Origin of the sequence: Sphingobacterium sp. xlx-96, from assembly GCF_011007365.1 — a bacterium.
Classification (GTDB): Bacteria; Bacteroidota; Bacteroidia; order Sphingobacteriales; family Sphingobacteriaceae; genus Sphingobacterium; species Sphingobacterium luzhongxinii.
The window spans coordinates 23,859-47,091 of the sequence record NZ_WFKM01000016.1; the positions used below are offsets into that span (position 1 = coordinate 23,859).

Here is a 23,233-nt window from a genome sequence, read left to right on the forward strand (position 1 = left end):
TATTAATTTGTTGCTAATATAAAGGTTTATTAGGTCTGTTAAGAAACATACCTTGTAAAAATATTATGATGCTACTGGGGTTGTTTGTATCGGGGGATTTCCATGATGAAGGAGGTCCCCACATTGAGTTCGGTCTGAAAAGTTATTTTTCCCCCCATACCATCAATCGTTTGCTTTACAAATGCTAAACCTAATCCTGTACCGGAGCTTTTGGTGGTGAAGTTTGGTCTGAATATGTTTGGAATTACTTCTTTTGCAATTCCATCGCCATTATCTTTTACGATGATTTGTACCCAATCTTCATTTAATAGATTAGCATGTATATTTATTTTGTGTTTTCTACGTCGTGAAGTTGCTTCGATAGCATTTTTTAATAAGTTGTTGAAAGAACGCAAAAGCTGATCCTTATCACCCAGTACAATTATGTGTTGCATATTTGTATGATTTTCGAATACAATAGCGGTGTTTTGATTGTTATTGTAAACGTCTATCGATTTGTTTATTTTGGCAATCAAGTCAATTGGAGCTAGGTTTGTATCGGGGAGCTTAGCAAAGGCTGAAAATTCAGACGCAATGTGCGACAGGGCATCGATCTGCTGTATGAATGAAGTTGATACTTTCTGAAATCGCTCTTTTAATTTGGGATCGTTTTCGTAAAAGGAACGACTGAGTTGCTGTATACCTAATTTCATAGGAGTCAATGGATTTTTAATCTCATGGGCTACCTGTTTGGCCATTTCCCTCCAAGCACTTTCTCTTTCTGCATTACGAAGTTGCTTCGCATTTTCTTCCAGTTTTACCAACATGAAATTATACTCTTTGACCAGTACACCTATTTCGTCGTTTTTCTCCCAATATAGTGGCTCATTCTGTTTTCCTCCTAAATTGGTCTGTGACAATTTCTTACGGATAATCTGTAGTGGTTCTGTAATCTTATTCGAAATATAGACTGATAAGAAAACAAATACAATCAGGATAACGGTGTATACATTCAATATTGTATTGAGTAGGATTCCTCTACTTTCAGAAGCATTAGCATTTGAATCAAAGTATGGAACTCCTAGATACGCTATGGTATGGTAGTTGGAGTTCCGGATTGTTGCATAAGAGGATACGTATTTGAAATCTGCGATAGATTCATTATTTTGTGTCTCTGTCTTTTTCAATACATTGAGTGTAATGAATGCATCAGGATCTATGTATTCTGATAATAGTTTCTGATCGTAGATTTTAGGTTGAGTGGTGAAGAATAATTTTCCGTTTTTGTCATACAGATTGAAATCAGAAATCAGTATATCAGATAGCGAAGTCATTAGCGACTTTAGATCTGTAGTAGCATCACCAGCAGAGTCTATCAAGGCGCGTGTCTCTAACTTAGTTACCAACTCCGAAATATAATTAAGACGTTGTTCTTCCGTGCTTTTTTTTGATTGATAACTGATACTGAAGAAGGTGATAAGTCCCGAAATTACAATTGCAATCAGTACTGAAGATATTACCAATGTCTGTATTCGGGTACTGTATCGTATGCGGGATAATAGGATCCGTATTTGGTAACTGATATTCCGTAGCTTGAAGTCATTTCTTGCGTATTTAGGGAGAATAACGAGGGCAAATTTCGACATTAGTAATGCTAAATAAAGCGTTAAAAAGGCCAATGATGCCACGGCTATATATTGCCAATACGATTGATGCTGCTTACTGACAATTATAGTTGTCTCTTTATTCGGTTTATAGATGATGTGGTAAAAACCGTTATTGTCATCTAGGTATACGAATTCTTGTGTCGTCTTCGGATAATTGTTGTCGGAATTAGGGTAGGTATATTTTCCGTTTTGAGTAACTAAATTTCCGTGTTTGTACAAGGCAAAACTGTCTTTTATTACTCTTTGCGGGCTGTTCCCCTCAACTGATTGGGATTCTATTAGAACTGGGAAAGGGAAGTTTGGATTGAAAGCTTTGCTTTTGAGATCCAGTATGAGCGATATACTCTGTTCGTTTGCGAGTGGGATAGCAACAATACAGAAATATTCATAGGTGCCAATTTCAGTCTGCACTTTATAAAATAAGTTCGTTTCGTTGACTTTGATTGATTTATTAATAACCTTTTCCCTATACTCTTCTATTTTATTACTGGTGTATTTACCGAGCGGAGTGTCGTTGTAGTAATAGTAACCTCTAAACTCATATTTAGATAAGTAACCGTCTAAATATTTCCGTTTTATGTATTCGTTGATTACCCTGGTGTCCGTATTCGGCAAGGATATCTCGATTAGATGTTTAAGTTGTTGATCGTTTAGTAAGCTATTTTCTATTTCTGAAAATCGAGATATAGCTTCGATGTCATCGTCAGATTCCAAAGTCATCAGCGTTATTTTCATCTGTTCCTGTTGCGTCTTTTTAACTGCCTCGGCATATTTGATAGTAGAGATTAGAGCAAGCGTGACGAGAGATACAACATGTGTAGATAAATTATTGTCTTTAAACATAGCATAGTCAAAAGAACGAATCATAATGAGCAGGCCTACAAGAACATTGAAAAGACTGAAATCTTGCGTAACAGCGCCCAAAATCAGAAACTGAACGATAGTAACTAATTGTATGTTTAGATTTAAAGTTACTTTTTTGCAAACGGCTTTTCCAAATGCAAGGATTAGATCTGTTAGATAAATAAGGGAAAGTATACTCAAACAATAGATCAGGACATGGAATATCGTTTGGGGATTAAGATAGAATACCTGCACAAAATCCTTGTTCATTATTGGAGAATGTGTAATCAACGTGTTCACTTGGTCGAAGCCCCAAAAAAAGGATAGATAAAGTGCAGCTAGTAGAATATAATAAACGAATGCCCCCCAATTGGTGCGGACTAATCGTGGCGGGATCTGACATTGCTTTTTAATGTTTTTGATAAAGCAAATGATCCAGAATATAGCAATATTGTTAATTAAAAATGACCATAGGTTTGGCGAAAGGTAGCTATAAGCATAATATCTTGGGTCGAAAATGTCTAAGCTGGAATATTGGGTAAACCAGTTGGTTTCAATATCTATGATCCGTACCATGAAGAAGGTTAGGGATAGAATAATGACAGATAGTAAAGGATGTCCTCTACGTGCTAGATCCAAGCATGCACCATTTACCCATAGCACAAAACATAAGGTTCCTAAAATCCAACATATCAGCTGTATTTTAAGAAAAATACTGTTATGTTTTCCTTCTTTAAGTTTGACGGAGAAAAGGAAGGTGTTGTCTTTGGCATAGATGTTTCTTATGTTTTCCGAATCGCCAAAGTTGGCTAGTCGAAGGTTGTCCGTGTTTAGGAAACTAAAAAACTGCGCTGTCTTTAAATACCCACTGGAGGCATTGAAGCTTCTTTCTATCGGAATTAGGGCAAGGATACTGATTTCATCGGTTATTTTTTTGCGTTTGACGACAAAAGAAAAATTGTCCGGTTTGATGAAACTGACATTGTTTTTCAGCCCAGCTTCCGTTTCTGGAACATACATATTAGAACTCCAGAAGATAGGCTTCTTGTTTTTGTAGAGGTAGAGGTATATAAATTCCTTTTCATAGCGTTGGGATATTTCTTTTATCTGTAGGGGATATCTATCACTGTTAATAAATGTTTTTAGGTATAGCGAGTCCGTAAAAATATCATCAATTAATACCTCTCTCTTTCGAAGGTTTTCGGTAAGGTGTTTCGTGTCTAGATCCAGAATGTCTGTTTCTGATATGGATTTTCGGATAGAAAAAGCTGTTGCTATAAATAATAGCGTCAATACCAATAACAGAATTCGAAGGTTATTCTTCATTACAAGAGTAAATTTACAGACATCATACCGTGGGCCACTTCGCTTTAGGTTACGGTGTTTAAAATTAATGTATTAATGGCTAGTATACAAATAAAAAAGGCCCCATCGTATGATGGGGCCTTGATATAAATCTAATAGAGATTATTTAGATTTTTTTTCGTCACCTTCCATTTGCTCTTTTAATTGAGCTAATACATCTAGGTCACCTAAAGTAGATTTTTCAACAGAATCTTTTACTTTTTTAACAGCTGTTGACGCAGCTTTAGCATCTTTTTTACGGCTGTTAGATTCTTCTTTGCGAACTTCTTCTTTAGCATCTTCCCAGATACGAGAGTGAGAAATTACTAAACGCTTGTTCTCTTTATTGAATTCAATAATTTTGAACTCAGTAACGTCATCAACTTTCAATGAAGCACCGTCTTCTTTTACAGAGTGTTTAGATGGACAGAATCCTTCAACACCGTATTGTAAAGCTACGATATCTCCTTTTTCACCTACTTTGATAACAGTTCCTTCGTGAATTGAGCCTTCCGTAAAGATTGTTTCAAAAGTATCCCAAGGATTTTCTTCTAATTGTTTGTGACCTAAAGATAACTTACGGTTTTCTTCATCTAATTCTAATACAACTACGTCTAATGTCTCACCAACTTTAGTGAACTCGTTAGGGTGGTTGATTTTTTTCGACCAAGAAAGATCAGAGATATGGATTAAACCATCGATACCATCTTCTAATTCAACAAATACACCGAAGTTAGTCATGTTTTTAACAACAGCTTTTTGTTTAGAACCTACTGGGTAACGCTCTGTGATGTTTTGCCAAGGATCTGGAGTCAATTGTTTGATGCCAAGGCTCATTTTGCGATCTTCACGATCTAACGTTAAGATTTGAGCTTCGATTTCATCACCTACTTTTAAGAACTCTTGTGGAGAACGTAAGTTTTGAGACCATGACATTTCAGATACGTGGATCAAACCTTCTACTCCTGGGATGATTTCTAAGAAAGCACCGTAATCAGCAACAGTAACGATTTTACCTTTTACTTTAGAACCAATTTCTAGCGCTGTATCTAAAGATTCCCAAGGGTGTTGAGAAAGTTGTTTTAAACCTAATGCGATACGTTTTTTCTCGTCATCAAAGTCTAATACAACAACGTTGATAGTTTGGTCTAATGCCAACACTTCTCTTGGGTGCTCGATACGACCCCAAGAAATGTCTGTAATGTGAAGTAAACCATCTACACCACCTAAGTCGATGAATACACCGAAATCAGTGATGTTTTTAACGGTACCTTCCAATACTTGACCTTTTTCTAATTTCGCTACGATTTCGGATTTTTGGTTTTCTAAATCGTCTTCGATCAATACTTTGTGAGAAACTACTACGTTTTTGAACTCGTGGTTGATTTTTACAACTTTGAATTCCATAGTTTTTCCTACGTAAACATCGTAATCACGGATAGGTTTGATGTCAATTTGAGATCCAGGTAAGAATGCTTCTACACCTTTGATGTCAACGATCAAACCACCTTTTGTGCGGGATTTAACGAAACCATCGATGATAGCATCGTTCTCTAAAGCTTCATTGATAGCTTCCCACGATTTTTGAGTTTTTGCACGCTTACGTGACAATACTAACTGACCATTTGCATCTTCTTGCGATTCAACAAATACATCAACAGTATCCCCGATTTTTAACTCAGGTAGATCACGAAACTCAGTTTTTGCTACAAGACCATCTGATTTGAAACCAACATTTAAAACGACGTCTTTGTTGTTGATAGATACCACGACGCCTTCAATGATTTCGCCTTGGTTGATTTGGTTGAAAGTTCCAGCATATTGCTCTTCCAATTTTGTACGTTCAGCTTCGCTGTAATTACCGAAAGCTTTCTCGTCAGCATCCCAATCAAAATCTCCAGCTGGAGTGATCCACGTGTTGGATTTGATTTCGTCAATTAAGTTTGAATCAGCTTCAGACTCAATTTGTTCAGTGTCTTTCACTACTTTAGTGTCAGCACCTTGTAGCTCTGCGTTTTTCGCCGCTAACTCTTTTTCTGCTTCTTGTTTTTTTGCCATTAATTAATTATCTCCTTTTTCCTACATTGTAGGAAGTGCAAAGATACGAAAAACTTTTATTTTCAATATTTTAAGTGAAAAAAAAAGTATGTCACTTCTTATTCTCTTGAAATGAGGCAATCCAGAAATTAATTTGAAGAAGATTTGAATGAATTGTAAACCTTTGGTTTGACTATTTTAATACTCTGCTTGGACAAGGTGATACTTGCATTGAGTTCAAAACCTATTAGAAGGATCAAGGAATTTAGATACATCCAGACCATAATCACAATAATGGTTCCAATGGAGCCATATAGTTTATTGTAAGCATTGAAGTTGTCAATGTAGAAAACAAAGCCTGAAAATGTAAGAATAGCCAGTATCGTGGCTAATGTGGCTCCTGGGCTGAAAAGTTTCCATCTTTTGGATACGGATGGGCCAAATTTGTAAAGTAGACTTACTGTGATAAAATAAATAGCAAAAAGGATCAGCCAGCGTGCAGCCTTGATAATGAATGTCCAAAGCCAAGAAATGTCGTAAGCGATATGGTTTTTTAAGTAACTAATAACCATCCCTGCTCCTGTAAAGACAGCGATTCCTACGGTCAGTGCGAGCACGATCGCAATAGACAGGCCTAATGCAATTAGTCTACGGTGGGCCCAGCTTCTATTTTCTCGGGTCAAGGATGATTTGTTAAATGCCATCATGAGATTTGTAACACCGTTGGTGGAAAAAAATGTAGCAAGAAGAAAGCCAAATGACAGTAATCCACCATTTTGATTTTTAATAATATCCTCCAGAGTAGATTCAATAGCCACGAATGCTTCTAGTGGAATCACGATCGCCAGAAAATCCATAAGTCCTTGTTGAAAATTATCAATGGGAATGTATGGTATTAGCGTAAATAGGAAGATAATTCCCGGAAACATAGCGAGCATAAAATTATATGCCAGTGATGATGCCTTATTTAGGATAGCTTCTCGCTTGATTTCTTGAAAGAAGAATGTCGCTACTGTAAAAAGAGGGAGATTACTGAATCCCGGTAGTACAGCTGTCTTAGACCATTCGATAAAATTATCGTAAGGTTTGAAAAGGAGCAAACTGTTGTGTAGCTTTTTCATCTGTAAATATTATCTTCGATGAGCTTGCAAGCTCGGTTTGACTTTCAATGGTCACATGGAATATCCAAAGTGTTTTATACACGTTTTGTTGCGAAATAGTGTGTATGCTGCTTCGCTGTCAATTGTGTTTGTGAAATTCTGCTACGTGGATATTTCATTTGGACAATATCTTTCTTTACGAAAAGTAAGCGTCAATTTTCTCCATAAATACTTCAGGCGCACGACATGGCCTATTTTTTTTCATGTCTACAAACACGAGCTGGGTCATACCTGTGTTTAGTAATGTCCCGGCTTCATTGAAAATCTCATATTCAAATGTGATACGGATACTTGGTCGCTCTCGTATGATTGTTCGTATTGTGATCAGCTCGTCATACTTGACAGGCTGAAGGTACTTAGTGTACATCTCTAGGACTGGCATCATCACGCCCATTTCTTCCAGTTCTTTGTAGGACATCCCTGTCTGACGTAACATTTCGGTACGGGCTACTTCATAAAAAGCGGCATAGTTGCCGTAGTAAACATAACCCATCTGATCTGTTTCTGCGTATCTTACCCGTAATTGGTGTTCGTATGTAAACATTTAATTCGTATTGCGTACTCCGATTCTTTATAATTTCACAGTTTCACGACTTTACATTTAATCGCTAACTTCCTCATTCTTTCGCGCTATTTTTTAATATTCCTTTCGTCAAGTGCTTTTTGAAACTTACGCGCATTGACAAGGTGCTCGACTTCATTTGATGCAAATGCATGGTATCCCGAAAAATCCTCTTTGGCACACATGTATATGTAGTCGTGTTCTGCAGGATTTAGCACTGCATCAATTGCTACGACAGGAGCCATAGTGATTGGGCCGGGAGGCAGTCCTTTATAGCGGTAGGTGTTGTAAGGATTGTCTATGGTAAGATGTTTATTCAAGACCCTTCGGATCGTAAAATCATTGTTCGCAAAAATAACAGTGGGATCGGCCTGTAGCAGCATACCTCTTTTTAGCCTATTGAGGTATAGCTCTGCGATTTGTGGCATTTCGTCATTATGTAAGGCTTCACCTCGGACAATTGACGCTAAAATAGACACTTCTATAGGTGTAAGATTTTGTTTTTTTGCTTTTTCTTTTCTTTCATCTGTCCAGAACTTTTTATATTCTTCGTTAAGACGTTCAATCACCTTGTCCGGTGATGTATTCCAATATATGTTATAGGTATTTGGGATGAACATGCTGAAAAAATTGTCTGCAGTGAATCCGTATTTTTCAGCTACAGCTTCATTGTTTAGAAGTGCGCTAAACTGAGCCGAGTCTGCTTCAAAGTTTTTGCCCAATAACCCTGCTAGGTTTTCTTTGAGTCTTATATTCGCAAAACGTAGTTTGACAGCATCCTGAAATCCACCTCTCAGGTTGCCGATTAATTCGCGATTGCCCATGCCTGGGGTTAGTTTGTACCGTCCTGCTTTTACACTTTCTGGGTATTTCATTGCTTGGGCCGCATAATCGAAAGACTCGGGATTGTCCACAATTTTTTCCTGTTTGATGCGATGTAACACGTTTTCATAGGTGTCATTCGTATGTACATAAAGGTATTTTTGAGCGTCTGTCACCGAAGGCCCCCAAAAAACCTGATACGCTTTCCAGCCGATAAAAGCGCCGACAACTAATATTACAATAATAGCTCCTTTTAACCAATTCGGGAAAATTCTTGTTGCTGCCATATTTATTCGTTAGATAATGTCAAATTGATAGGTGTGCCAATACTGATAAATCGGGATGTAGAATCTGGTGTTTGTGCGATAACTCTTGCAGAGGTAGAGTCCGTAATGTTTCCAGATATGACGCCGAGGTGTAGACCAAGTCCTTGCAGCGCGAATTTTGCCTCCGATAATGTGAGGTTGATAAGTCGAGGTACCTCGACTTCGTTTGCTCCTTTGCCATTTCCGAGTACGAGTGTTATCGAAGATCCTTTAGATATCATTCGGCCTGCTTTTACTTTTTGACCGCCGAATTGAACATCCAATACAACATCCCGGGCTATATCGTTGACGTAGATAGTGTCTGCGATTTTAAGATTGTGGTTTTTTAATATTGCGGATGCTTCAATATAATTTCTTTCGATAATATCGGGCAGGGCAATTTCTGGAGCGACCTGTGTGATGATCGTTAGGTAGATTGTTCGTCCTCCTTTTACCAATGCAGTGGCCTCTGGGTCTTGCTCAATCACCAAGCCAGGTTTGGCATCCATTTGGTACACGGAGTCTATTTTGTATTCTAATCCAGCTTTATCCAAAATCTGTTTGGCTTCGGATATGGTTAGTCCTTTTAAAACAGGAACTTCTTGAGAATCCCCATGTTTAGTGTAGAATTTTAAGCCGAAGTATACGAATAGGAATAAAACGAAAAGCGTGATCAAAGCATAAATCAGATTTTTTCTGAACACGTCAGTTCGTAGATAGAGCAATAGTTTGGACATGAAATGAAATTTTTATTAATCCTATATGGTTCTACTTAAAACGCAGAATCCTTTTTTATATTCTAGTTTTTACCGAGCAAAAATATTTGTATTTTCTGGGTATCACAAATTATATTTCTTGTAAAACCAAAGCCAAAATATTTTTCCACGATGTATTCGTGAATGCTGAGCATTTTAATTAGGTTTGTGATGGACAAACTAAATATATGAAGACAAAAGTAGCATTAATTACTGGTGGATTCACAGGAGAGGCCGAAGTATCTTACAAAAGTTCGGCTTTCGTGTATGGTCAACTGGATAAAAGTAAGTATGACGTATATATCATAGACATCACCAAAGACGGTTGGTATGCTACAGTGGGGGAGGGGTGTAAAGTTGAAGTCGATAAAAGCGACTTTTCTATACTGTTACATCAAAATAAACTATATTTTGATGTTGCACTGATTATTTTGCATGGTACCCCAGGAGAGGATGGCCGTCTGCAAGGCTACTTTGATATGATCGGCCTATGTTATACATCCTGCGGAGCACTCACCTCAGCTCTGACGATGAATAAAGGCTATACCAAGTCGATTTTGGCCGATATTCCCGAACTCAATGTTGCTAAGTCAGTACTTCTATTTGATAGCCACCGGGAGGATGCCGTTCGTCTTGTTGAAGAAAAACTGTTGTTGCCTTATTTTGTTAAACCTAATGCCGGCGGTTCGAGTATCGGTATGACAAAGGTAAAAGAAGCGTCACAGTTGCAAGAGGCGCTGGATAAAGCCTATGATGCCGAAAATACGGGAAAGCAGGTGCTCGTGGAAGAATTTGTACAAGGACGTGAATTTTCGCAAGGTATCTTTAGGAATGCTAAAGGGGAGCTAATTGTATTGCCAGCCACCGAAGTGCGGACTACACGTGAATTTTTCGATTTTGAGGCCAAATATGTCCCCGGATTGACGGAGGAAATCACCCCAGCAGACCTAACCCTAGAGCAACAGGAACGTGCAGCCCGGATCATTAAAGAGATCTATGTGCGACTCGATTGCAAGGGGATGGTTCGTGTGGATTTCTTCCTAGAAAACACTACGGATAAGTTTTATTTTATTGAAATTAATACGATACCTGGTCAGACTGCCCAGAGTTTTATCCCACAGCAAGTGAGAGCCTATGGTATGAAAGAGGCTGATTTTTATGGCGAACTAATAGAAGCAGCTATGAAATAGGCTGAATGATTTATATTTTCACCCCTGCTTTTAGAACACCCTGAATGCAGGGGTGCTTATTTTTGTGCGGACATAAACCGTTTCAGATTCGGTCGGAATAGCCTCGGCCGCTTTAATTCTTCTTGATAGAGTACTTCTCCCAGGTTCTTTAAAAAAGGGTAGGTAATGGTCTCATATTCGTAGATGCCATCATTATAGATGCCATCTTCATTGGATTGAATAACAACAGCAACCAAAAACTCAATTCCTTTTTCAAAATCGACAATATATGCATTGTCTATATTATAGCCGTAGGAATCCCCATATTTGTTAAAGCTACGGATATTTTGAAATGATTTTACCGACTTGTCACGACCGAAATAGACAAACTTGCTGTAGGTTGGCCAAAACTCCCTGCTATTGTATTTTGGAGAAGTGACTTCCTGAGGCCCTCGTGACATATAGTGATAAAGAAAACGGTAATCATCGTCTGTCAGGTTGAAGCGCTGTTTCACGGGAAATGCCTCAGGAAAGAGTAGTTTTCTTAATAATAGTTGCTGGTCTTCCAATGCATATACATTCAGACCTTCAAAGGACCAGGGCTCATTTACCAACTCCTCATTTGCATTCATATAGCCCTTGCCCTGAACGGTGTTCTTTAACCAAGGCATCGCGTACTCCTCGGGATCATATTGTGCAGCTTGATGGTAAATGATTTTGCCTTCTTTATAAAAAGTGAACGGATTGGTGTGCTTTGCCCAAATTCCTTTGTCACCGATTGCCAACCGGTTTACAATGCGGCTGTACTTGCTACCGTGTTTCTTGAGTTTTTGATTGATCTCGGCGCGTCCTACAAATTCGAAAAGACGGTTATGAGCATCATTATCCGAGGTGAGAAGAACCTTTTTGATGTAATGAGCAATGCTAGGCAAGTTGTTGTGCGAAGAGCTGTCCGTTTGTACAGAGGTTTGCCGTTCATAGGCTGAATCAATCCTAAGAGGAGTGTCTTTGTTTAGTCCTTTGATTTTTAGTTCATTTATTTTTTCGAGAGCGAATATGGCTGTAGGAAGCTTCACTGTACTCGCCGGGTAAAAATACCAGGTTGGGTCTATTCGAAAGCTATACGATTTAAAATGAGGTAAATTGTTTTTGTCGCGATCGATCTGTGTATATAGTATCTGCACTTCGTTATGTGTGGGGTGATCCAGCACCTGTCTGAATAAATCAGCGTGCTTTTTAAGGAGATCTCCCAGATAGGTGCTGTCGACTTGTTGACCTAAAGCTATAAAAGTGCTCATTGTGGCGAAAATAAAGGAAAGTACTGCACGCATACCTAGTTTACATCTTTTGGAAATGAAAGTTACGAAAAATATTAAAGGTTTATAGTTCTATTGTTCTAAATGTGAGGTTTATTCGTGCTAGCTTTGTGTTTTTTGTTGGAGGTAGTCGATGCTGCCAATAGGTTTGTGTAGTATCCTTCATTATAAGTAAGGAACCGTGTTCCAGCAGTAAGTCTATTTTTTCCTTGCTTTCTTTATGTTTGAAAGAAAATTTTCTTTCTGCGCCAAAGGTGAGTGAAGCAATAGCACCATTCTTTTTTAAGTCTTTCTCTCCGTCACTATGCCAGGCCATTCCTTCGCTGCCGTCATTATAAAGATTGAGAAGACACGAGTTGAACGTTTCGTTGACCTGTTTTTCTACAGTATTTTTCAACTCTAAAAGACTATCGATCCAAGGGAGAGCGACTTTCTGTATGCCAGAATACGTATACGCAAAAGGTTTGTCACCATACCATGCTACCATGCGTTTGGTATACATATGTTTTCCAAATATGACGGCTTCATCGTGACGCCAGGCAACAGTTTCGCGCAGAACTTTGAAGTAGTGATCGGGATTTGAAAGTATGACACCGTGATAGTTGACTACTCCATCGTAGGGAAGCCAGTTTTTATTGGGGTCATCGAAAGAGAATAGTTTCATCTAATTTAGGAGTTTAGCGATTTATCTGAGCATTTTCCCATCCTATAATGGCAGTTTTACGGATGGGGTTCCACATATATCCACCGATTATTCCTGAAGATTGGATCACACGGTGACAGGGAATTAGAAAGGCGATAGGGTTGCTTCCTATAGCCGTGCCTACCGCTCGGTATGCTTTTGGATTACCGATATGTTCGGCAATTTTACCATAAGTCTCTAGATTTCCCAGAGGAATTCTCAATAGAGCCTCCCATACTTTTATCTGAAAGGCGGTTCCTTTTACATGAAGTTTTATAGGAGCAGAAAGATTAGTATCTCCACGCATGAAGTCTGCAACTCGATGGTGTAAAGGTGTAAAATCTGATTTGAAGGAAGCATTGGGGAAATCTTGGATCAGATCTTTTAATCCAGCGTCCCGATCTGTAATAAATGAGATATGACAGATGCCTTTTATTGTCGCAGCTACAATCATTTCTCCAAACGGTGTGTTAATATAACTGTAAGTTATAGCTAGGTCCTGGCCTCCGTTTCTATATTCATTAGGCGTCATCCCTTCTAATTTTACAAATAACTCATGGAGCCTGCTCGTACTACTAAGTCCGGTTTTGTATGTTGTCGTAGCGATGGAGTCTGCTTTTTGAAGCAATGATTTTGCATGACTTAAACTGATATATTGCAGGAACTTCTTAGGTGTAGTACCTGCCCATTCATGAAATAGACGTTGACAATGGTAAGGGCTTAAATGGATATGCCTAGCAATATCATCCAGGCTAGGTTGTTTTTCAAAGTTGTCCTTAATGTAAACTATAGCTTTTGCTATGCGTTCGTAGTTCCAGTGTTGTTCTTTTTCAGTCATACACAAAATTCGTGTTAAAGGCGACGTACTGCAATCCGAAAATTGCGCAATTCTATTTCAGGGGTTCCATTCGCACTAAATACTGATCGTTATCATCTTCATAAAGTACCTGGACTACCCATTTTTCCTCATGTGCTATATTGATGAGTGTTTTTTGGTCTAAGTAGAGCCATTTAAATGGTGCCCCTTTGAAGCCTTCGAACTCGTATTGATAGCCGATTTCGCCAAAATAGTAATCCGGTCTAGGGATTCGATATTCGTTATAAAGATAGGAGATGTCCGAGCTATCAAATAGCAATTGACCCGTTTCTGTCAATAAATTTTTGGCATGAGAAAGTAGGCGCCGGAATCCCTGAAGATCTTCGGCCAGACCTATACCATTCATTAAGAAGAGTAAGGTGTCGTACCTCTCTTGGTCATAGGCCCAGAAGTTATCTTGTATGATATGATGCACACCACGCTCCCGCATAATGTTACAGGCAGGTGTAGATACTTCTAGTGCGGCGACATCAAAACCTTTGTCCTGCAGGTAGAGTGCATGAGATCCCACTCCAGCACCGACATCCAACACCTTGCCATCGCAAAGGGATAATGCTATGAATTCGAGTTCAGGAAAATCTTCTTCTGTTCGGAAAAAGACCTCAATAGGCATTTCTTCGATGTCTCCATATGTACTGTGCAATAGTAATGGAGTGCTAAGTGTGCCAGTTTGGTGGAATCGGCTTAATGCTTCGCCGTAAATGTCTCTATGCATGTTCATCAAGTTGGAGGTATCGTCTTGCCATTTCTATTTCACTGCGATCACCTGTATGTTTAAGAGGTTCGTCCGAAAGTTTTATCACAGGAGTCCACTCGCCATCCTCAGGGAGCGTCTCGGTCATTTTGAGTACAATATTCATTCGTTCTAATCCAACATCATTGGTGAAGTCCGTTCCTATCCCGAAAGAGAAACCTATTTTCCCGTTGCAGTAGTCCGAGATTTTCTTTACTTTCTCATAGTCTAGACCATCCGAGAAAATAATTGTCTTGGAGAGCGGATCTATTCCTTTACCCAGGTAATGTTTGATTGTCTTATCCGCAAACTCTATCGCATCGCCACTATCATGCCGCACTCCATCAAACAATTTGGTGAGTTTTTTGTCAAACTGTCTGAAAAAAGCTTCGGTCGTATAAGTGTCGGACAAGGCGATGCCTAAATCTCCCCTATAGACATTAGACCAATTTTCTAAGCCCAATAGATTCGCCATTTTATAACCATATTTTGCTGCATGAAACATAAACCATTCATGCGCGTGCGTGCCTATCGGTTTGGTCTCATATTTCATTGCTAGGTGTACATTGCTTGTGCCGATGAACGTATTGGAAGGATGTTCCTTTAGTGTTTTGATGACAAGATCGTGTACTGCGTAAGAATGTCTGCGGCGCGTACCAAAGTCGGCAATTGTAATTTTTAGCTTATCGTACTTATTCATTTTTTTCGTTACGATATCCGTTACTTCTGCGTTATCTACACGTTTCTCATTCCGCATTTCATAATATAGTTCACATATCAAAGACATGATGGGTACTTCCCAGAGTATCGTCCGGTACCACAGGCCCTCAATTTTAATCGATAGTTCTCCTTCAGTCTGAGTGATGCTCACTTCTTCGGGGTCATAGCGGTATCCTTGGAGGAAATCAAAATAAGTAGGGTCTATATAGGGGCAGGTCTCTGAAAAAAAAGTCTTCTCAGATTTGCTGAGTTTTAAGGCTGCCATATGGTTTATTGCTACTTTCAGCCGCTCAGCAAAGCCTGGAGGAAAAGAATGCTGCCCTCTGTTAATAAACTGATATTTCGACCTTGCTTTAGGAAAGAGTTTTACGACTGCATATTGCATCGTAAACTTATAGAAGTCATTATCTAGTATAGAATCGAGTCTTGCCATTTCGAAATCTGTTTTTTGTACTATTCCAAAGACGATCCTGATCATAAAGGCTGCTTTGGGGTAAAGTGAACGAAAATACCAAAAAAAAATGACGCACCCTTGTTACATCGAGGGTTAATTGTACATTGAATTTCTTGTACTAAAAAAGCGGGCAGCAAAATATTGCTGCCCACTGCATTTATGTTTCAATTAAAATTATAAGGAAATGCTCATCGGCGGATCATGATAGTTCTTGATGGCCTCTGAGAATATATCCTTTCAGGAAAAAAAAGAACTAGGTTCGATGTTGAAAGTTTATCGTCTACTACTCCGACCACTTGATTCTCCTCCTCTAGTTGACGCACGTTCCTCACGTGCATTACCAGAACGAGAAGACGATCCTGAGGAGCTTTCTCTACTGGATGCCTGAAAGACCGGTTGTGTATTTGTTCGCTGTGGCGAACGACTTTCTCTTGATTGTCCCCGTTGTGGAGCCGTTTGTGTTGGCTCTCTACGGGTCTCTTGATTCCTTTGAGTAGGAGAGGACTCTCGTCCACCCACAGACCGTCTTTCTTGACGTTGCGCGATGCCTCCATTGTTTTGAGGACGTGCTGTGGCTTCCGACTCTCTTGATCTTCGGGATTGATTGCTTGGCTCACGTTGATTTTGACGTTGAGCGGTACTTTCAGTTCTTCTCTCCGTATTCCTTTCTGTAGGTTGATTTTGTGTAGTTGTTCCTTCATTCCGCATAGAGACGTTACCGTTCCTGTCGATATGCATTTCGCGGTTGCTGGTATTTGCATTTCTTGACCCCACGCTGGAGCGGTCACGGTTTGAAACATCCCCCGCTCTAGATCCATTGCGTTCGTTTCGGTTTGCTTCGGCTCCTCTACGGCTAGCATTGCTTGAGCTGCCACGATCCGTGCGGCTGGATATTGTCTCTCTACGACTATTATCTTTGTCTGGACGATAAATGGAAACAGATCTACGGTCAATTTGTGAAGCTCCCGGTCTGCTCGATTGTCTGAGTTCTCGTACTTCAATCCTTCTTCCGGTGGTACGTTCCATATCTCTTCGAGATGGCCCTCCGTAGTAGTGGTGGTTGTTAACGATATACGTATTGTTTATCACCGTAGTGTTGCTGTATATATTTCTACTTCTGTGATCATAGTAGCTGTGTCTGTGTATATCCCGGGCATATATGTGTCTTGTAGGAGCAAACACCCACACGTCTATAGGCAAGCCGATCGATACATGCACACCGATACGAGGAGCCATAGGAGCCCATCCGTAGTAACCATTGCCAGAGCGCCATTCTACCCAAGCTGGTCCCCATTCATAACCAGGTATCCAGCCCCACCCCCTGTAGTTGGTGTGTACCCAACGACCATAGTGAAAGGGCGCCCAGCCCCAAGGATAGCCCGATACCCAAGTGTTGCCATATTCTGTCATGGTCCAATAACCATTGGTATTGTAGGGGCGAAAATTTCGACCTTCATTAGGATACCATATTTCTCCATAAGATGGATCGTTATCCCAGTACCCATACGGTGATAGTTCATCGTAGAACAGATCCAAGGAAACGTTTCCATAGACTTGTGCATATGTTTTGGAAATCTGTAGAGCACCTACAAAAATGAAAACCAATGTTGCGACTAATGTTGATATACCCCTTTTCATACTCTTCTTTTCTTTAAACGTAATTATTTTGTTTCCTTGTTGTTGGTAGGACGTAATAATACAGCGAAAGGTTTAATTGCTTTGTGGTGAACTTATATTTAATGGAAAATTTTGGTAGTTTTATTACTACATTTCGTGTTTTACATGTTTTGTACCGATGATAAAAATTAAAAAGTTGTACCTTTGGCCAGTTTTTTGATAAACATGTTGTTGTTTTTTATTCACTTCTAAAAAGATAAATGGGAAGGAAATTTAATAATCTACTCCTTGAATTTGCCCGCTTACATCGCTTTTTGATACGGTTTTTCCGTGAAGTTGTAAGTCCACCATTTGAATTCAAAGAGATAATAAGACAATGTTACGAAATCGGTTGGAAGTCGTTTCCTCTGATCTCGTTAACCGGCTTTATTGTCGGCTTTGTCTTTACGAAGCAGTCCAGGCCTTCGCTTGAAGATTTCGGAGCTACTTCTATGCTCCCTAATTTGATTTCGATCGCTATCGTTAGGGCATTGGCTCCTTTGGTCACGGCGTTGATTGCTTCCGGAAAAGTAGGTTCGCAGATTGGTGCAGAGTTGAGTTCCATGAATGTTACGGAGCAAATTGATGCGATGGAGGTGTCGGGTACTAACCCTTTCAAATTTTTGGTCGTGAGCCGCATAATCGCTACTACCATAATGATTCCTATTCTGTGTTTTTATGTCGCCGGTATAGGTTTATTAGGTGGCTATCTCAGTTTAGCAGCAAAGGATGATCTTAGTCTATTAAGCTTCTTTACTCAAGTTTTTGAGTCCATAAAGTTAATCGATATTTTTGCAATGGTCCTTCGGGCTGTTGTATTCGGCTTCACCATTGGTTTTGTAAGTACCTATGTCGGTTACTTCTCATCTAAAGGTACAGAAGGAGTAGGAAAGGCAGCAAATAGTGCTGTTGTAGCCTCTATGTTTATTGTATTTATTGAGGAACTGCTTATAGTTCAGGTGTTATCTTTAATTTCTTAAGACATGGCAAAGATAGGATGTGCAATTAACTACGAGGACTGTGTGATTCATGTAGACAACGTCAGTAAGTCTTTTGGAGATCTACATGTGTTGCGTAACGTCGATCTGAAACTTTATAACGGTGAAAACTTAGTGGTGTTGGGTCGATCTGGGACCGGTAAATCCGTGCTTATTAAGTTAATATCCGGTTTATTAAAGCCAGACAGTGGAAATATTAATGTTTTAGGACACAAGGTTAACGATTTGACAGAAAAGGAGCTCATGAAATTACGTTTACGTATAGGCTTTTCCTTTCAGAATTCAGCTTTGTATGATAGTATGACGGTAAAGGAAAATCTGGAGTTTCCATTGATTCGGAATAAGCGAAATCTCACTAGGGCCGAGATCAATCGAGAGATCGAAGATGTACTGGATGGTGTAGGGTTGCTACAGACCTTGAATCAGATGCCCTCGGAGCTTTCGGGAGGTCAAAAGAAACGTGTTGGTATAGCACGTACTTTGATCTTACGTCCCGATATTATGTTGTATGATGAGCCTACTGCAGGATTGGATCCGATCACTTGTTTGGATATCAATGGTTTAATTAATGAGGTGCAGGAGAGATATAAAACTTCATCTATTATCATTACGCATGACCTTGCTTGTGCTAAAATGGTTGGAGACAGGATGGTGATGTTACTAGATGGTAGATTTGAACGTGAAGGTGTTTTTGAAGAGATTTTCAATACAGAAGATCCCAGAGTAAAGCCTTTTTATGATTATAATTTTATAGTATAATAGTTTAAGAATGAACGCAACAGAAAATAAGAGATCATTAATCGTTGGACTTTTTGCATTAATAGGTCTTGTGATTTTGGTGGCAGGTATTTTAGTATTGGGTACCCAACAGAATAAATTTAGTAAAAACCTTATCGTGAAGAGCTATTTTCATGATGTAAAAGGCCTTAAAGTCGGTAACAACGTGTGGTTTTCTGGTGTCAAGGTAGGGATTGTTAAGGAAATTGCATTCGAGAGCGTTGAGAATGTTCGTGTTGTGATGAGCATACAGGAAAAAGATAGTAAGTTTCTTCGTAAGGATGTTGTCGCTACATTAGGTTCGGATGGACTGATTGGTAATTCGATTATTAGTCTTGTTGGTGGTAGTGCTACGACTCCCCAAATCGAAGAAGGTGATGTCTTAAAATCAGGGCCTAGTGGTGGTATGGAGCAGATGATGGGGCTTCTACAAGAGAACGGCGCCAATCTGACCGTAATTACCCAAAACTTTGCGAAGCTATCACAGCAGATGGTCGATGGAAAGGGAACAATTGGGGCATTGATGACAGATGATGCGATAGCTACGAATTTGAAGTCGTCGGTCGTCTCCTTGAACAATGTAATGACCGATGCTAATAAGGCTGTTGATAATTTGGTTACTTTGACGGAGAAGCTGAATAGCAATCAGGGACTTATCCATGACTTGACGACTGACACAGAAGTTTTCTCCAGCTTGAGAGAATCTGCTGCTCAGTTGCAGGGGGTAACGCAGACCGCAAATGCGCTAATGCAAAATCTGAATAAGACGTCAGCGCGCTTGAATGATAAGGATAACGCATTGGGTGTGCTTACAAATGATGCTGAAGCTGCAAACGAGATTCGCCAAATATTAAAGAACTTAAATGCAAGTACCGAAAAGTTGGATGTCAATATGGAAGCTTTGCAGAGTAATTTTTTGTTGAGGGGATATTTTAAGAAAAAAGCTAAGGAAGCTGAGAAAGAAACTACAGATTTCACTTCCAAGTAAAGATATAGTTGAAGGGATAATATAATATGGGAGAAGTTACAGATAAGGATGTTATCTACGAAGACAATCACCTGATAGCAATAAATAAAAGAGGCGGAGATATCGTGCAGATTGACCCTTCAGGAGATAAGTCTCTCGAAGAAATGTTGGCCGATTATCTCGCACAGAAATATAATAAGCCAAATCGGGCTTTTGTGGGGGTGATTCATCGTTTGGATAGGCCTGTTAGTGGAATGATCCTTATGGCCAAAACAAGTAAGGGGCTTGATCGTATGAATAGGTTGTTCCACGATAGAGCGGTAGAAAAAACTTACTTAGCTGTAGTGAAGGAACGTCCAGAAAAAATGAAAGGAAAACTTACCAACTGGTTGTTGAGAGATCGAAAAAAAATGATCACCAAAGCCTATGATAGGGAAGTGAAAAACGGTACTTATGCGGAATTGGACTATGAAGTATTAGGCCAGTTAGATGGGTTCTATTTATTAAAGGTGTCACCATTGACAGGGCGTACGCATCAGATTCGTTGTCAATTAGCCTATATGGGATGCCCAATAGTTGGAGATAATAAGTATGGCTATCCCAGAGGATCCACACGCCGCACGATCTGTTTACACTCTCGGTCTTTAGCCTTTGTACATCCAGTCAAAGAGGAGTATATGTGTATTGAAGCTCCGCTACCAGAAGATGGTTTCTGGGAGAAATTTAATCGTATTTTGTTCCAATAGGAGTATTAAATCGCTGTCTTGTTCTGTTGGTCTTCTCTGGGGTGTTTTATTACCTTAATATGTGTATTAAATTCTTTAACTTTGTAGAATGAAAGTAGTTAGCCGCATACTTAAAATCGGATTATTGTTTCTTGGGTTAACAATAGTATCCTCAACAGTTGCTTCTAGCCAGTGTGCCATGTGTTCTTTGAATGCTGAAAACAGCACACAAAATGGCAATACCCAGGGCAAGGGATTAAATAACGGGATATTATTTTTATTAGGTGCGCCTTTCTTAATAGGAGCGGGCATAGGAATTCTCTGGTATAAAAAATATAGACCAAAATCCCCTAAACCCGCAGTCTTGTCTCGTCACTCGTCGTGATAATCTGGCCGTATAGCTTAATCTCTATTTTATAGGTATTGCATTACACTGTCGAAAATAAAAGCTTTTTCGTTATGGTGCTGTGCTATATGGGTTTGTAGAGAAGAGATGTACTCCGATTGAAAATGTTGAATCTGTTGTTCGTCATTAACAATCAGCTGTACACAGTAAGTGTAACCTTCGTGCGGCGAATTAAGCATTTTGAGCAGTTTGATGTCTGCGGGTAAAGTCGGTATCCAAGACTGTTGGACCCATGAAAGAAGCGCATGATGCTGACTTTCTTCAATGATGATAGAAATGTTGTATAGATACATGTCACAAAGGTACGAAATGTAGTTTTTGAACCTGTAAAAAAAAAGTTGCAATATAGGTTTAGTCTAGGAAAATTATAATATTTGGTAGAACGAGAAATAGTTGGATGAGATTTTTAATAACAGTCTTTTGTTTGCTATTCGTTACATCCCTTATTATAGGTTGTAATGGACCCCGGAGTGTTGAACGTATTCCGGTGCAGGATTTTTTTGGAAAACCAGAACGATTGAATTTTCGCGTATCTCCAGATGGACGGTACATAGCTTACTTGGGACTGGAAGATCACTGTCGTAATATATTTGTGTTGGATATTGAGGAACCGGATTCTTCTAAACAATTGACCTATCAGAACAATATCAATGTGCAATATTTTTTCTGGAGTGCTTCAGATAGTATTGTTTTTTCCAATAGCCAGTCTCCTGAAGATAGTTTGCGTCTTTTTACGATTGATATCCATCACGAAGTAGCGAAGCCGTTACTGCCGCCGACCAAGCATGCTTTAGCATGGTTAAGTCCTATGAAATCTAAGAATGGAAACCTTCTTGCGGAGATGAATAGTCGAGATTCGTCAGTTTTTGATTTATACCGTATTCCGCTTGATGGGTCAGGTCCTAAACTTGTAGAGCTTAACTCAGGAAAAATCAGTTCATGGTATGCCTCTTCGGATGGAAAAGTAAGACTTGCACTGTCCAGTGATAGTGTGGAAGATCAGCTGTTGTATCGCGAGGAAGAAGTGGAACCCTATAAAAAGGTGGTAGAGACAGATTTTGCAACCACGGTTTTGCCAATGGGACCAGTTAAAGGAGAACATGCCAAAGTGTATGCAATGTCTAATATAGGACGTGATAAATTAGCCGTTGTGAAGTTAGATCTGCGAACTGGCAACGAAGAGGTAGTTGCAGAAAATAAACAGGTGGATATGAACAGGGAAGGCTATTCGTTTTCTCGAGAAGAGGTGATCTATACCGCTGGATTATCGAATAAAAAGGAAACACGTATCCTCAATAAAGAGTTTAAAACAATATATTCCAAAATTACCAATAAGTTTGACGGTTATAATATAGATATCCTTGATATGGATAGCTCGTTTAATGCTGTATTATTCAAAACCTACACAGATGTAAATCCCGGAGGTATTTACTATTATTCGAAGAAGAAAGATAAAATAGTTGAGCTTTCTGTTATTAATCCTGCTTTGACCGGAAAGAGCTTGGCCCCTATGCAAGAGGTCAGCTTTAACTCTAGAGATGGGAAGACTATTAAAGGATATTTAACGTACCCCTTGGTCAAGCAAAAATCTTATCCGGTAGTGGTGTTGATTCACGATGGGCCAAATAGGAGAGATGTGTGGGGTTTTAACCCGGAAGTTCAGTTTTTAGCAAATCGGGGATATGCCGTATTTCAGATCAATTACAGAGGATCTGTGGGATACGGAAAGCAATTTTATACTGCAGGGTTTAAGCAATGGGGAGGAGAGATTCAGAATGATATCAGTGATGGTGTGGCCTGGCTTATCCACCAAGGGATAGCAGATAAAAGTAGAATTGCTATTATGGGCACGGGCTTTGGAGGGTATTCAGCATTGTATGCTGCATGTTTCAATCCTACCTTATATAAATGTGCTATTTCCTCGTCCGGATATACCAATTTGTTTACTTATTTAAAGGAGATACCTCCCTATTACCAGCCTTATTTGCAATTATATTACAAGATAATTGGAGATCCGACCAAGGAGTACGAGCTGTTTAGGGCAATATCACCTCTATTCAATGCGGAGAAAGTCAGGATGCCTATTCTCATGTTTCACGGAGGAAGGGATAGATTTAATAGTCTTACAGATGTTAATCAATTTGTACAGAAGGTAAAGAATAATAATGTTGCCGTTCGTTATGTGTTTAAAGAGGATGAGGGCCGTCGGTTTAAGAAAGATGAGAATGTCATTGAGTATTATCAGATGATAGAACAGTTTCTTAAAGAACAAATGTAGC

20 protein-coding genes are annotated in these 23,233 nt (G+C 39.4%); 7 read left to right on the top strand and 13 right to left on the bottom strand.

Annotated elements, in window-relative coordinates; translation table 11 throughout:
- Positions 1–71 precede the first annotated feature (71 nt).
- From G7B20_RS18445 to G7B20_RS18470, 6 genes are all read right to left on the bottom strand, one after another.
- The gene (locus G7B20_RS18445) at positions 72–3,815 is read right to left on the bottom strand and encodes an ATP-binding protein (RefSeq protein ID WP_164112898.1); all 3,744 of its coding nucleotides are present in this window, start codon (positions 3,813–3,815) and stop codon (positions 72–74) included.
- A gap of 141 nt (positions 3,816–3,956) precedes the next feature.
- Positions 3,957–5,891: a 30S ribosomal protein S1 gene (gene rpsA / locus G7B20_RS18450; protein ID WP_164112899.1), complete on the bottom strand. Its 1,935-nt coding sequence runs from the start codon at positions 5,889–5,891 to the stop codon at positions 3,957–3,959.
- A 128-nt stretch (positions 5,892–6,019) separates the two neighbouring features.
- Positions 6,020–6,991: a YihY/virulence factor BrkB family protein gene (locus G7B20_RS18455; RefSeq protein ID WP_164112900.1), complete on the bottom strand. Its 972-nt coding sequence runs from the start codon at positions 6,989–6,991 to the stop codon at positions 6,020–6,022.
- A gap of 175 nt (positions 6,992–7,166) precedes the next feature.
- Positions 7,167–7,574 carry an acyl-CoA thioesterase gene (locus tag G7B20_RS18460; RefSeq protein WP_164112901.1) on the bottom strand — a complete coding sequence of 136 codons (408 nt, stop codon included), beginning with the start codon at positions 7,572–7,574 and terminating at the stop codon, positions 7,167–7,169.
- A gap of 86 nt (positions 7,575–7,660) precedes the next feature.
- Positions 7,661–8,701 carry an endolytic transglycosylase MltG gene (mltG, locus tag G7B20_RS18465; protein WP_164112902.1) on the bottom strand — a complete coding sequence of 347 codons (1,041 nt, stop codon included), beginning with the start codon at positions 8,699–8,701 and terminating at the stop codon, positions 7,661–7,663.
- Between the two features lie 2 nt (positions 8,702–8,703).
- Positions 8,704–9,456, bottom strand: a complete 753-nt coding sequence (locus G7B20_RS18470; protein WP_164112903.1) for a PASTA domain-containing protein — start codon at positions 9,454–9,456, stop codon at positions 8,704–8,706.
- A gap of 206 nt (positions 9,457–9,662) precedes the next feature.
- Here G7B20_RS18470 and G7B20_RS18475 point away from each other — a divergent pair, with 206 nt between their 5' ends.
- Positions 9,663–10,664 carry a D-alanine--D-alanine ligase family protein gene (locus G7B20_RS18475; RefSeq protein WP_164112904.1) on the top strand — a complete coding sequence of 334 codons (1,002 nt, stop codon included), beginning with the start codon at positions 9,663–9,665 and terminating at the stop codon, positions 10,662–10,664.
- A gap of 56 nt (positions 10,665–10,720) precedes the next feature.
- Here G7B20_RS18475 and G7B20_RS18480 read toward each other — a convergent pair whose 3' ends face one another.
- The 6 genes from G7B20_RS18480 to G7B20_RS18505 all read right to left on the bottom strand — a co-directional run bounded on the left by G7B20_RS18480 (position 10,721) and on the right by G7B20_RS18505 (position 17,063).
- A complete protein-coding gene (locus G7B20_RS18480; protein WP_164112905.1) occupies positions 10,721–11,941 on the bottom strand; it encodes a serine hydrolase in 1,221 nt (406 codons plus the stop codon).
- An 82-nt stretch (positions 11,942–12,023) separates the two neighbouring features.
- Entirely contained in the window at positions 12,024–12,623 is a 600-nt protein-coding gene (locus G7B20_RS18485; protein ID WP_164112906.1) for an alpha-ketoglutarate-dependent dioxygenase AlkB family protein, read from the bottom strand.
- Between the two features lie 13 nt (positions 12,624–12,636).
- Entirely contained in the window at positions 12,637–13,479 is an 843-nt protein-coding gene (locus G7B20_RS18490) for a bifunctional transcriptional activator/DNA repair enzyme AdaA (RefSeq protein WP_205600283.1), read from the bottom strand.
- Positions 13,480–13,531: 52 nt separating this feature from the next.
- Positions 13,532–14,233 (bottom strand): class I SAM-dependent methyltransferase, encoded by a 702-nt coding sequence (locus G7B20_RS18495; RefSeq protein ID WP_164112908.1) that lies wholly within the window; start codon positions 14,231–14,233, stop codon positions 13,532–13,534.
- The gene (pncB, locus tag G7B20_RS18500; RefSeq protein WP_164112909.1) at positions 14,226–15,404 is read right to left on the bottom strand and encodes a nicotinate phosphoribosyltransferase; all 1,179 of its coding nucleotides are present in this window, start codon (positions 15,402–15,404) and stop codon (positions 14,226–14,228) included. Before pncB ends, G7B20_RS18495 begins: the two co-directional genes overlap by 8 nt.
- A gap of 294 nt (positions 15,405–15,698) precedes the next feature.
- The gene (locus G7B20_RS18505) at positions 15,699–17,063 is read right to left on the bottom strand and encodes a DUF6600 domain-containing protein (protein ID WP_164112910.1); all 1,365 of its coding nucleotides are present in this window, start codon (positions 17,061–17,063) and stop codon (positions 15,699–15,701) included.
- A gap of 239 nt (positions 17,064–17,302) precedes the next feature.
- On the opposite strand from G7B20_RS18505, the gene G7B20_RS18510 reads away from it, so the two are divergent.
- From G7B20_RS18510 to G7B20_RS18530, 5 genes are all read left to right on the top strand, one after another.
- Positions 17,303–18,061 carry an MlaE family ABC transporter permease gene (locus tag G7B20_RS18510; protein WP_164112911.1) on the top strand — a complete coding sequence of 253 codons (759 nt, stop codon included), beginning with the start codon at positions 17,303–17,305 and terminating at the stop codon, positions 18,059–18,061.
- A gap of 3 nt (positions 18,062–18,064) precedes the next feature.
- On the top strand, positions 18,065–18,838 hold the full coding sequence (locus G7B20_RS18515) for an ABC transporter ATP-binding protein (RefSeq protein ID WP_164112912.1): 774 nt from the start codon (positions 18,065–18,067) through the stop codon (positions 18,836–18,838).
- A 10-nt stretch (positions 18,839–18,848) separates the two neighbouring features.
- Positions 18,849–19,844 carry an MlaD family protein gene (locus G7B20_RS18520; RefSeq protein ID WP_164112913.1) on the top strand — a complete coding sequence of 332 codons (996 nt, stop codon included), beginning with the start codon at positions 18,849–18,851 and terminating at the stop codon, positions 19,842–19,844.
- 26 nt (positions 19,845–19,870) lie between these two features.
- Positions 19,871–20,569, top strand: coding sequence for an RluA family pseudouridine synthase (locus G7B20_RS18525; RefSeq protein WP_164112914.1), 699 nt, complete (start codon positions 19,871–19,873; stop codon positions 20,567–20,569).
- Positions 20,570–20,657: 88 nt separating this feature from the next.
- Positions 20,658–20,933: a DUF4366 domain-containing protein gene (locus tag G7B20_RS18530; protein WP_164112915.1), complete on the top strand. Its 276-nt coding sequence runs from the start codon at positions 20,658–20,660 to the stop codon at positions 20,931–20,933.
- Between the two features lie 29 nt (positions 20,934–20,962).
- Here G7B20_RS18530 and G7B20_RS18535 read toward each other — a convergent pair whose 3' ends face one another.
- Positions 20,963–21,247 carry a DUF4286 family protein gene (locus G7B20_RS18535; protein ID WP_164112916.1) on the bottom strand — a complete coding sequence of 95 codons (285 nt, stop codon included), beginning with the start codon at positions 21,245–21,247 and terminating at the stop codon, positions 20,963–20,965.
- 104 nt (positions 21,248–21,351) lie between these two features.
- Here G7B20_RS18535 and G7B20_RS18540 point away from each other — a divergent pair, with 104 nt between their 5' ends.
- Positions 21,352–23,232, top strand: coding sequence for a S9 family peptidase (locus G7B20_RS18540; protein ID WP_164112917.1), 1,881 nt, complete (start codon positions 21,352–21,354; stop codon positions 23,230–23,232).
- Position 23,233 lies beyond the last annotated feature (1 nt).

Excerpts from the sequence above, each read along its gene's own strand:
- G7B20_RS18495 (WP_164112908.1), bottom strand. The coding sequence starts at position 14,233 with ATGCATAGAGACATTTACGGCGAAGCATTAAGCCGATTCCACCAAACT.
- G7B20_RS18540 (WP_164112917.1), top strand. The coding sequence starts at position 21,352 with ATGAGATTTTTAATAACAGTCTTTTGTTTGCTATTCGTTACATCCCTT.
- G7B20_RS18480 (WP_164112905.1), bottom strand. The coding sequence starts at position 11,941 with ATGAGCACTTTTATAGCTTTAGGTCAACAAGTCGACAGCACCTATCTG.
- G7B20_RS18535 (WP_164112916.1), bottom strand. The coding sequence starts at position 21,247 with ATGTATCTATACAACATTTCTATCATCATTGAAGAAAGTCAGCATCAT.
- G7B20_RS18485 (WP_164112906.1), bottom strand. The coding sequence starts at position 12,623 with ATGAAACTATTCTCTTTCGATGACCCCAATAAAAACTGGCTTCCCTAC.
- mltG (WP_164112902.1), bottom strand. The coding sequence starts at position 8,701 with ATGGCAGCAACAAGAATTTTCCCGAATTGGTTAAAAGGAGCTATTATT.
- G7B20_RS18525 (WP_164112914.1), top strand. The coding sequence starts at position 19,871 with ATGGGAGAAGTTACAGATAAGGATGTTATCTACGAAGACAATCACCTG.
- G7B20_RS18470 (WP_164112903.1), bottom strand. The coding sequence starts at position 9,456 with ATGTCCAAACTATTGCTCTATCTACGAACTGACGTGTTCAGAAAAAAT.
- G7B20_RS18490 (WP_205600283.1), bottom strand. The coding sequence starts at position 13,479 with ATGACTGAAAAAGAACAACACTGGAACTACGAACGCATAGCAAAAGCT.
- G7B20_RS18460 (WP_164112901.1), bottom strand. The coding sequence starts at position 7,574 with ATGTTTACATACGAACACCAATTACGGGTAAGATACGCAGAAACAGAT.
- G7B20_RS18445 (WP_164112898.1), bottom strand. The coding sequence starts at position 3,815 with ATGAAGAATAACCTTCGAATTCTGTTATTGGTATTGACGCTATTATTT.
- G7B20_RS18510 (WP_164112911.1), top strand. The coding sequence starts at position 17,303 with ATGGGAAGGAAATTTAATAATCTACTCCTTGAATTTGCCCGCTTACAT.
- G7B20_RS18455 (WP_164112900.1), bottom strand. The coding sequence starts at position 6,991 with ATGAAAAAGCTACACAACAGTTTGCTCCTTTTCAAACCTTACGATAAT.
- G7B20_RS18520 (WP_164112913.1), top strand. The coding sequence starts at position 18,849 with ATGAACGCAACAGAAAATAAGAGATCATTAATCGTTGGACTTTTTGCA.
- G7B20_RS18505 (WP_164112910.1), bottom strand. The coding sequence starts at position 17,063 with ATGAAAAGGGGTATATCAACATTAGTCGCAACATTGGTTTTCATTTTT.
- pncB (WP_164112909.1), bottom strand. The coding sequence starts at position 15,404 with ATGGCAAGACTCGATTCTATACTAGATAATGACTTCTATAAGTTTACG.
- rpsA (WP_164112899.1), bottom strand. The coding sequence starts at position 5,891 with ATGGCAAAAAAACAAGAAGCAGAAAAAGAGTTAGCGGCGAAAAACGCA.
- G7B20_RS18515 (WP_164112912.1), top strand. The coding sequence starts at position 18,065 with ATGGCAAAGATAGGATGTGCAATTAACTACGAGGACTGTGTGATTCAT.
- G7B20_RS18475 (WP_164112904.1), top strand. The coding sequence starts at position 9,663 with ATGAAGACAAAAGTAGCATTAATTACTGGTGGATTCACAGGAGAGGCC.
- G7B20_RS18530 (WP_164112915.1), top strand. The coding sequence starts at position 20,658 with ATGAAAGTAGTTAGCCGCATACTTAAAATCGGATTATTGTTTCTTGGG.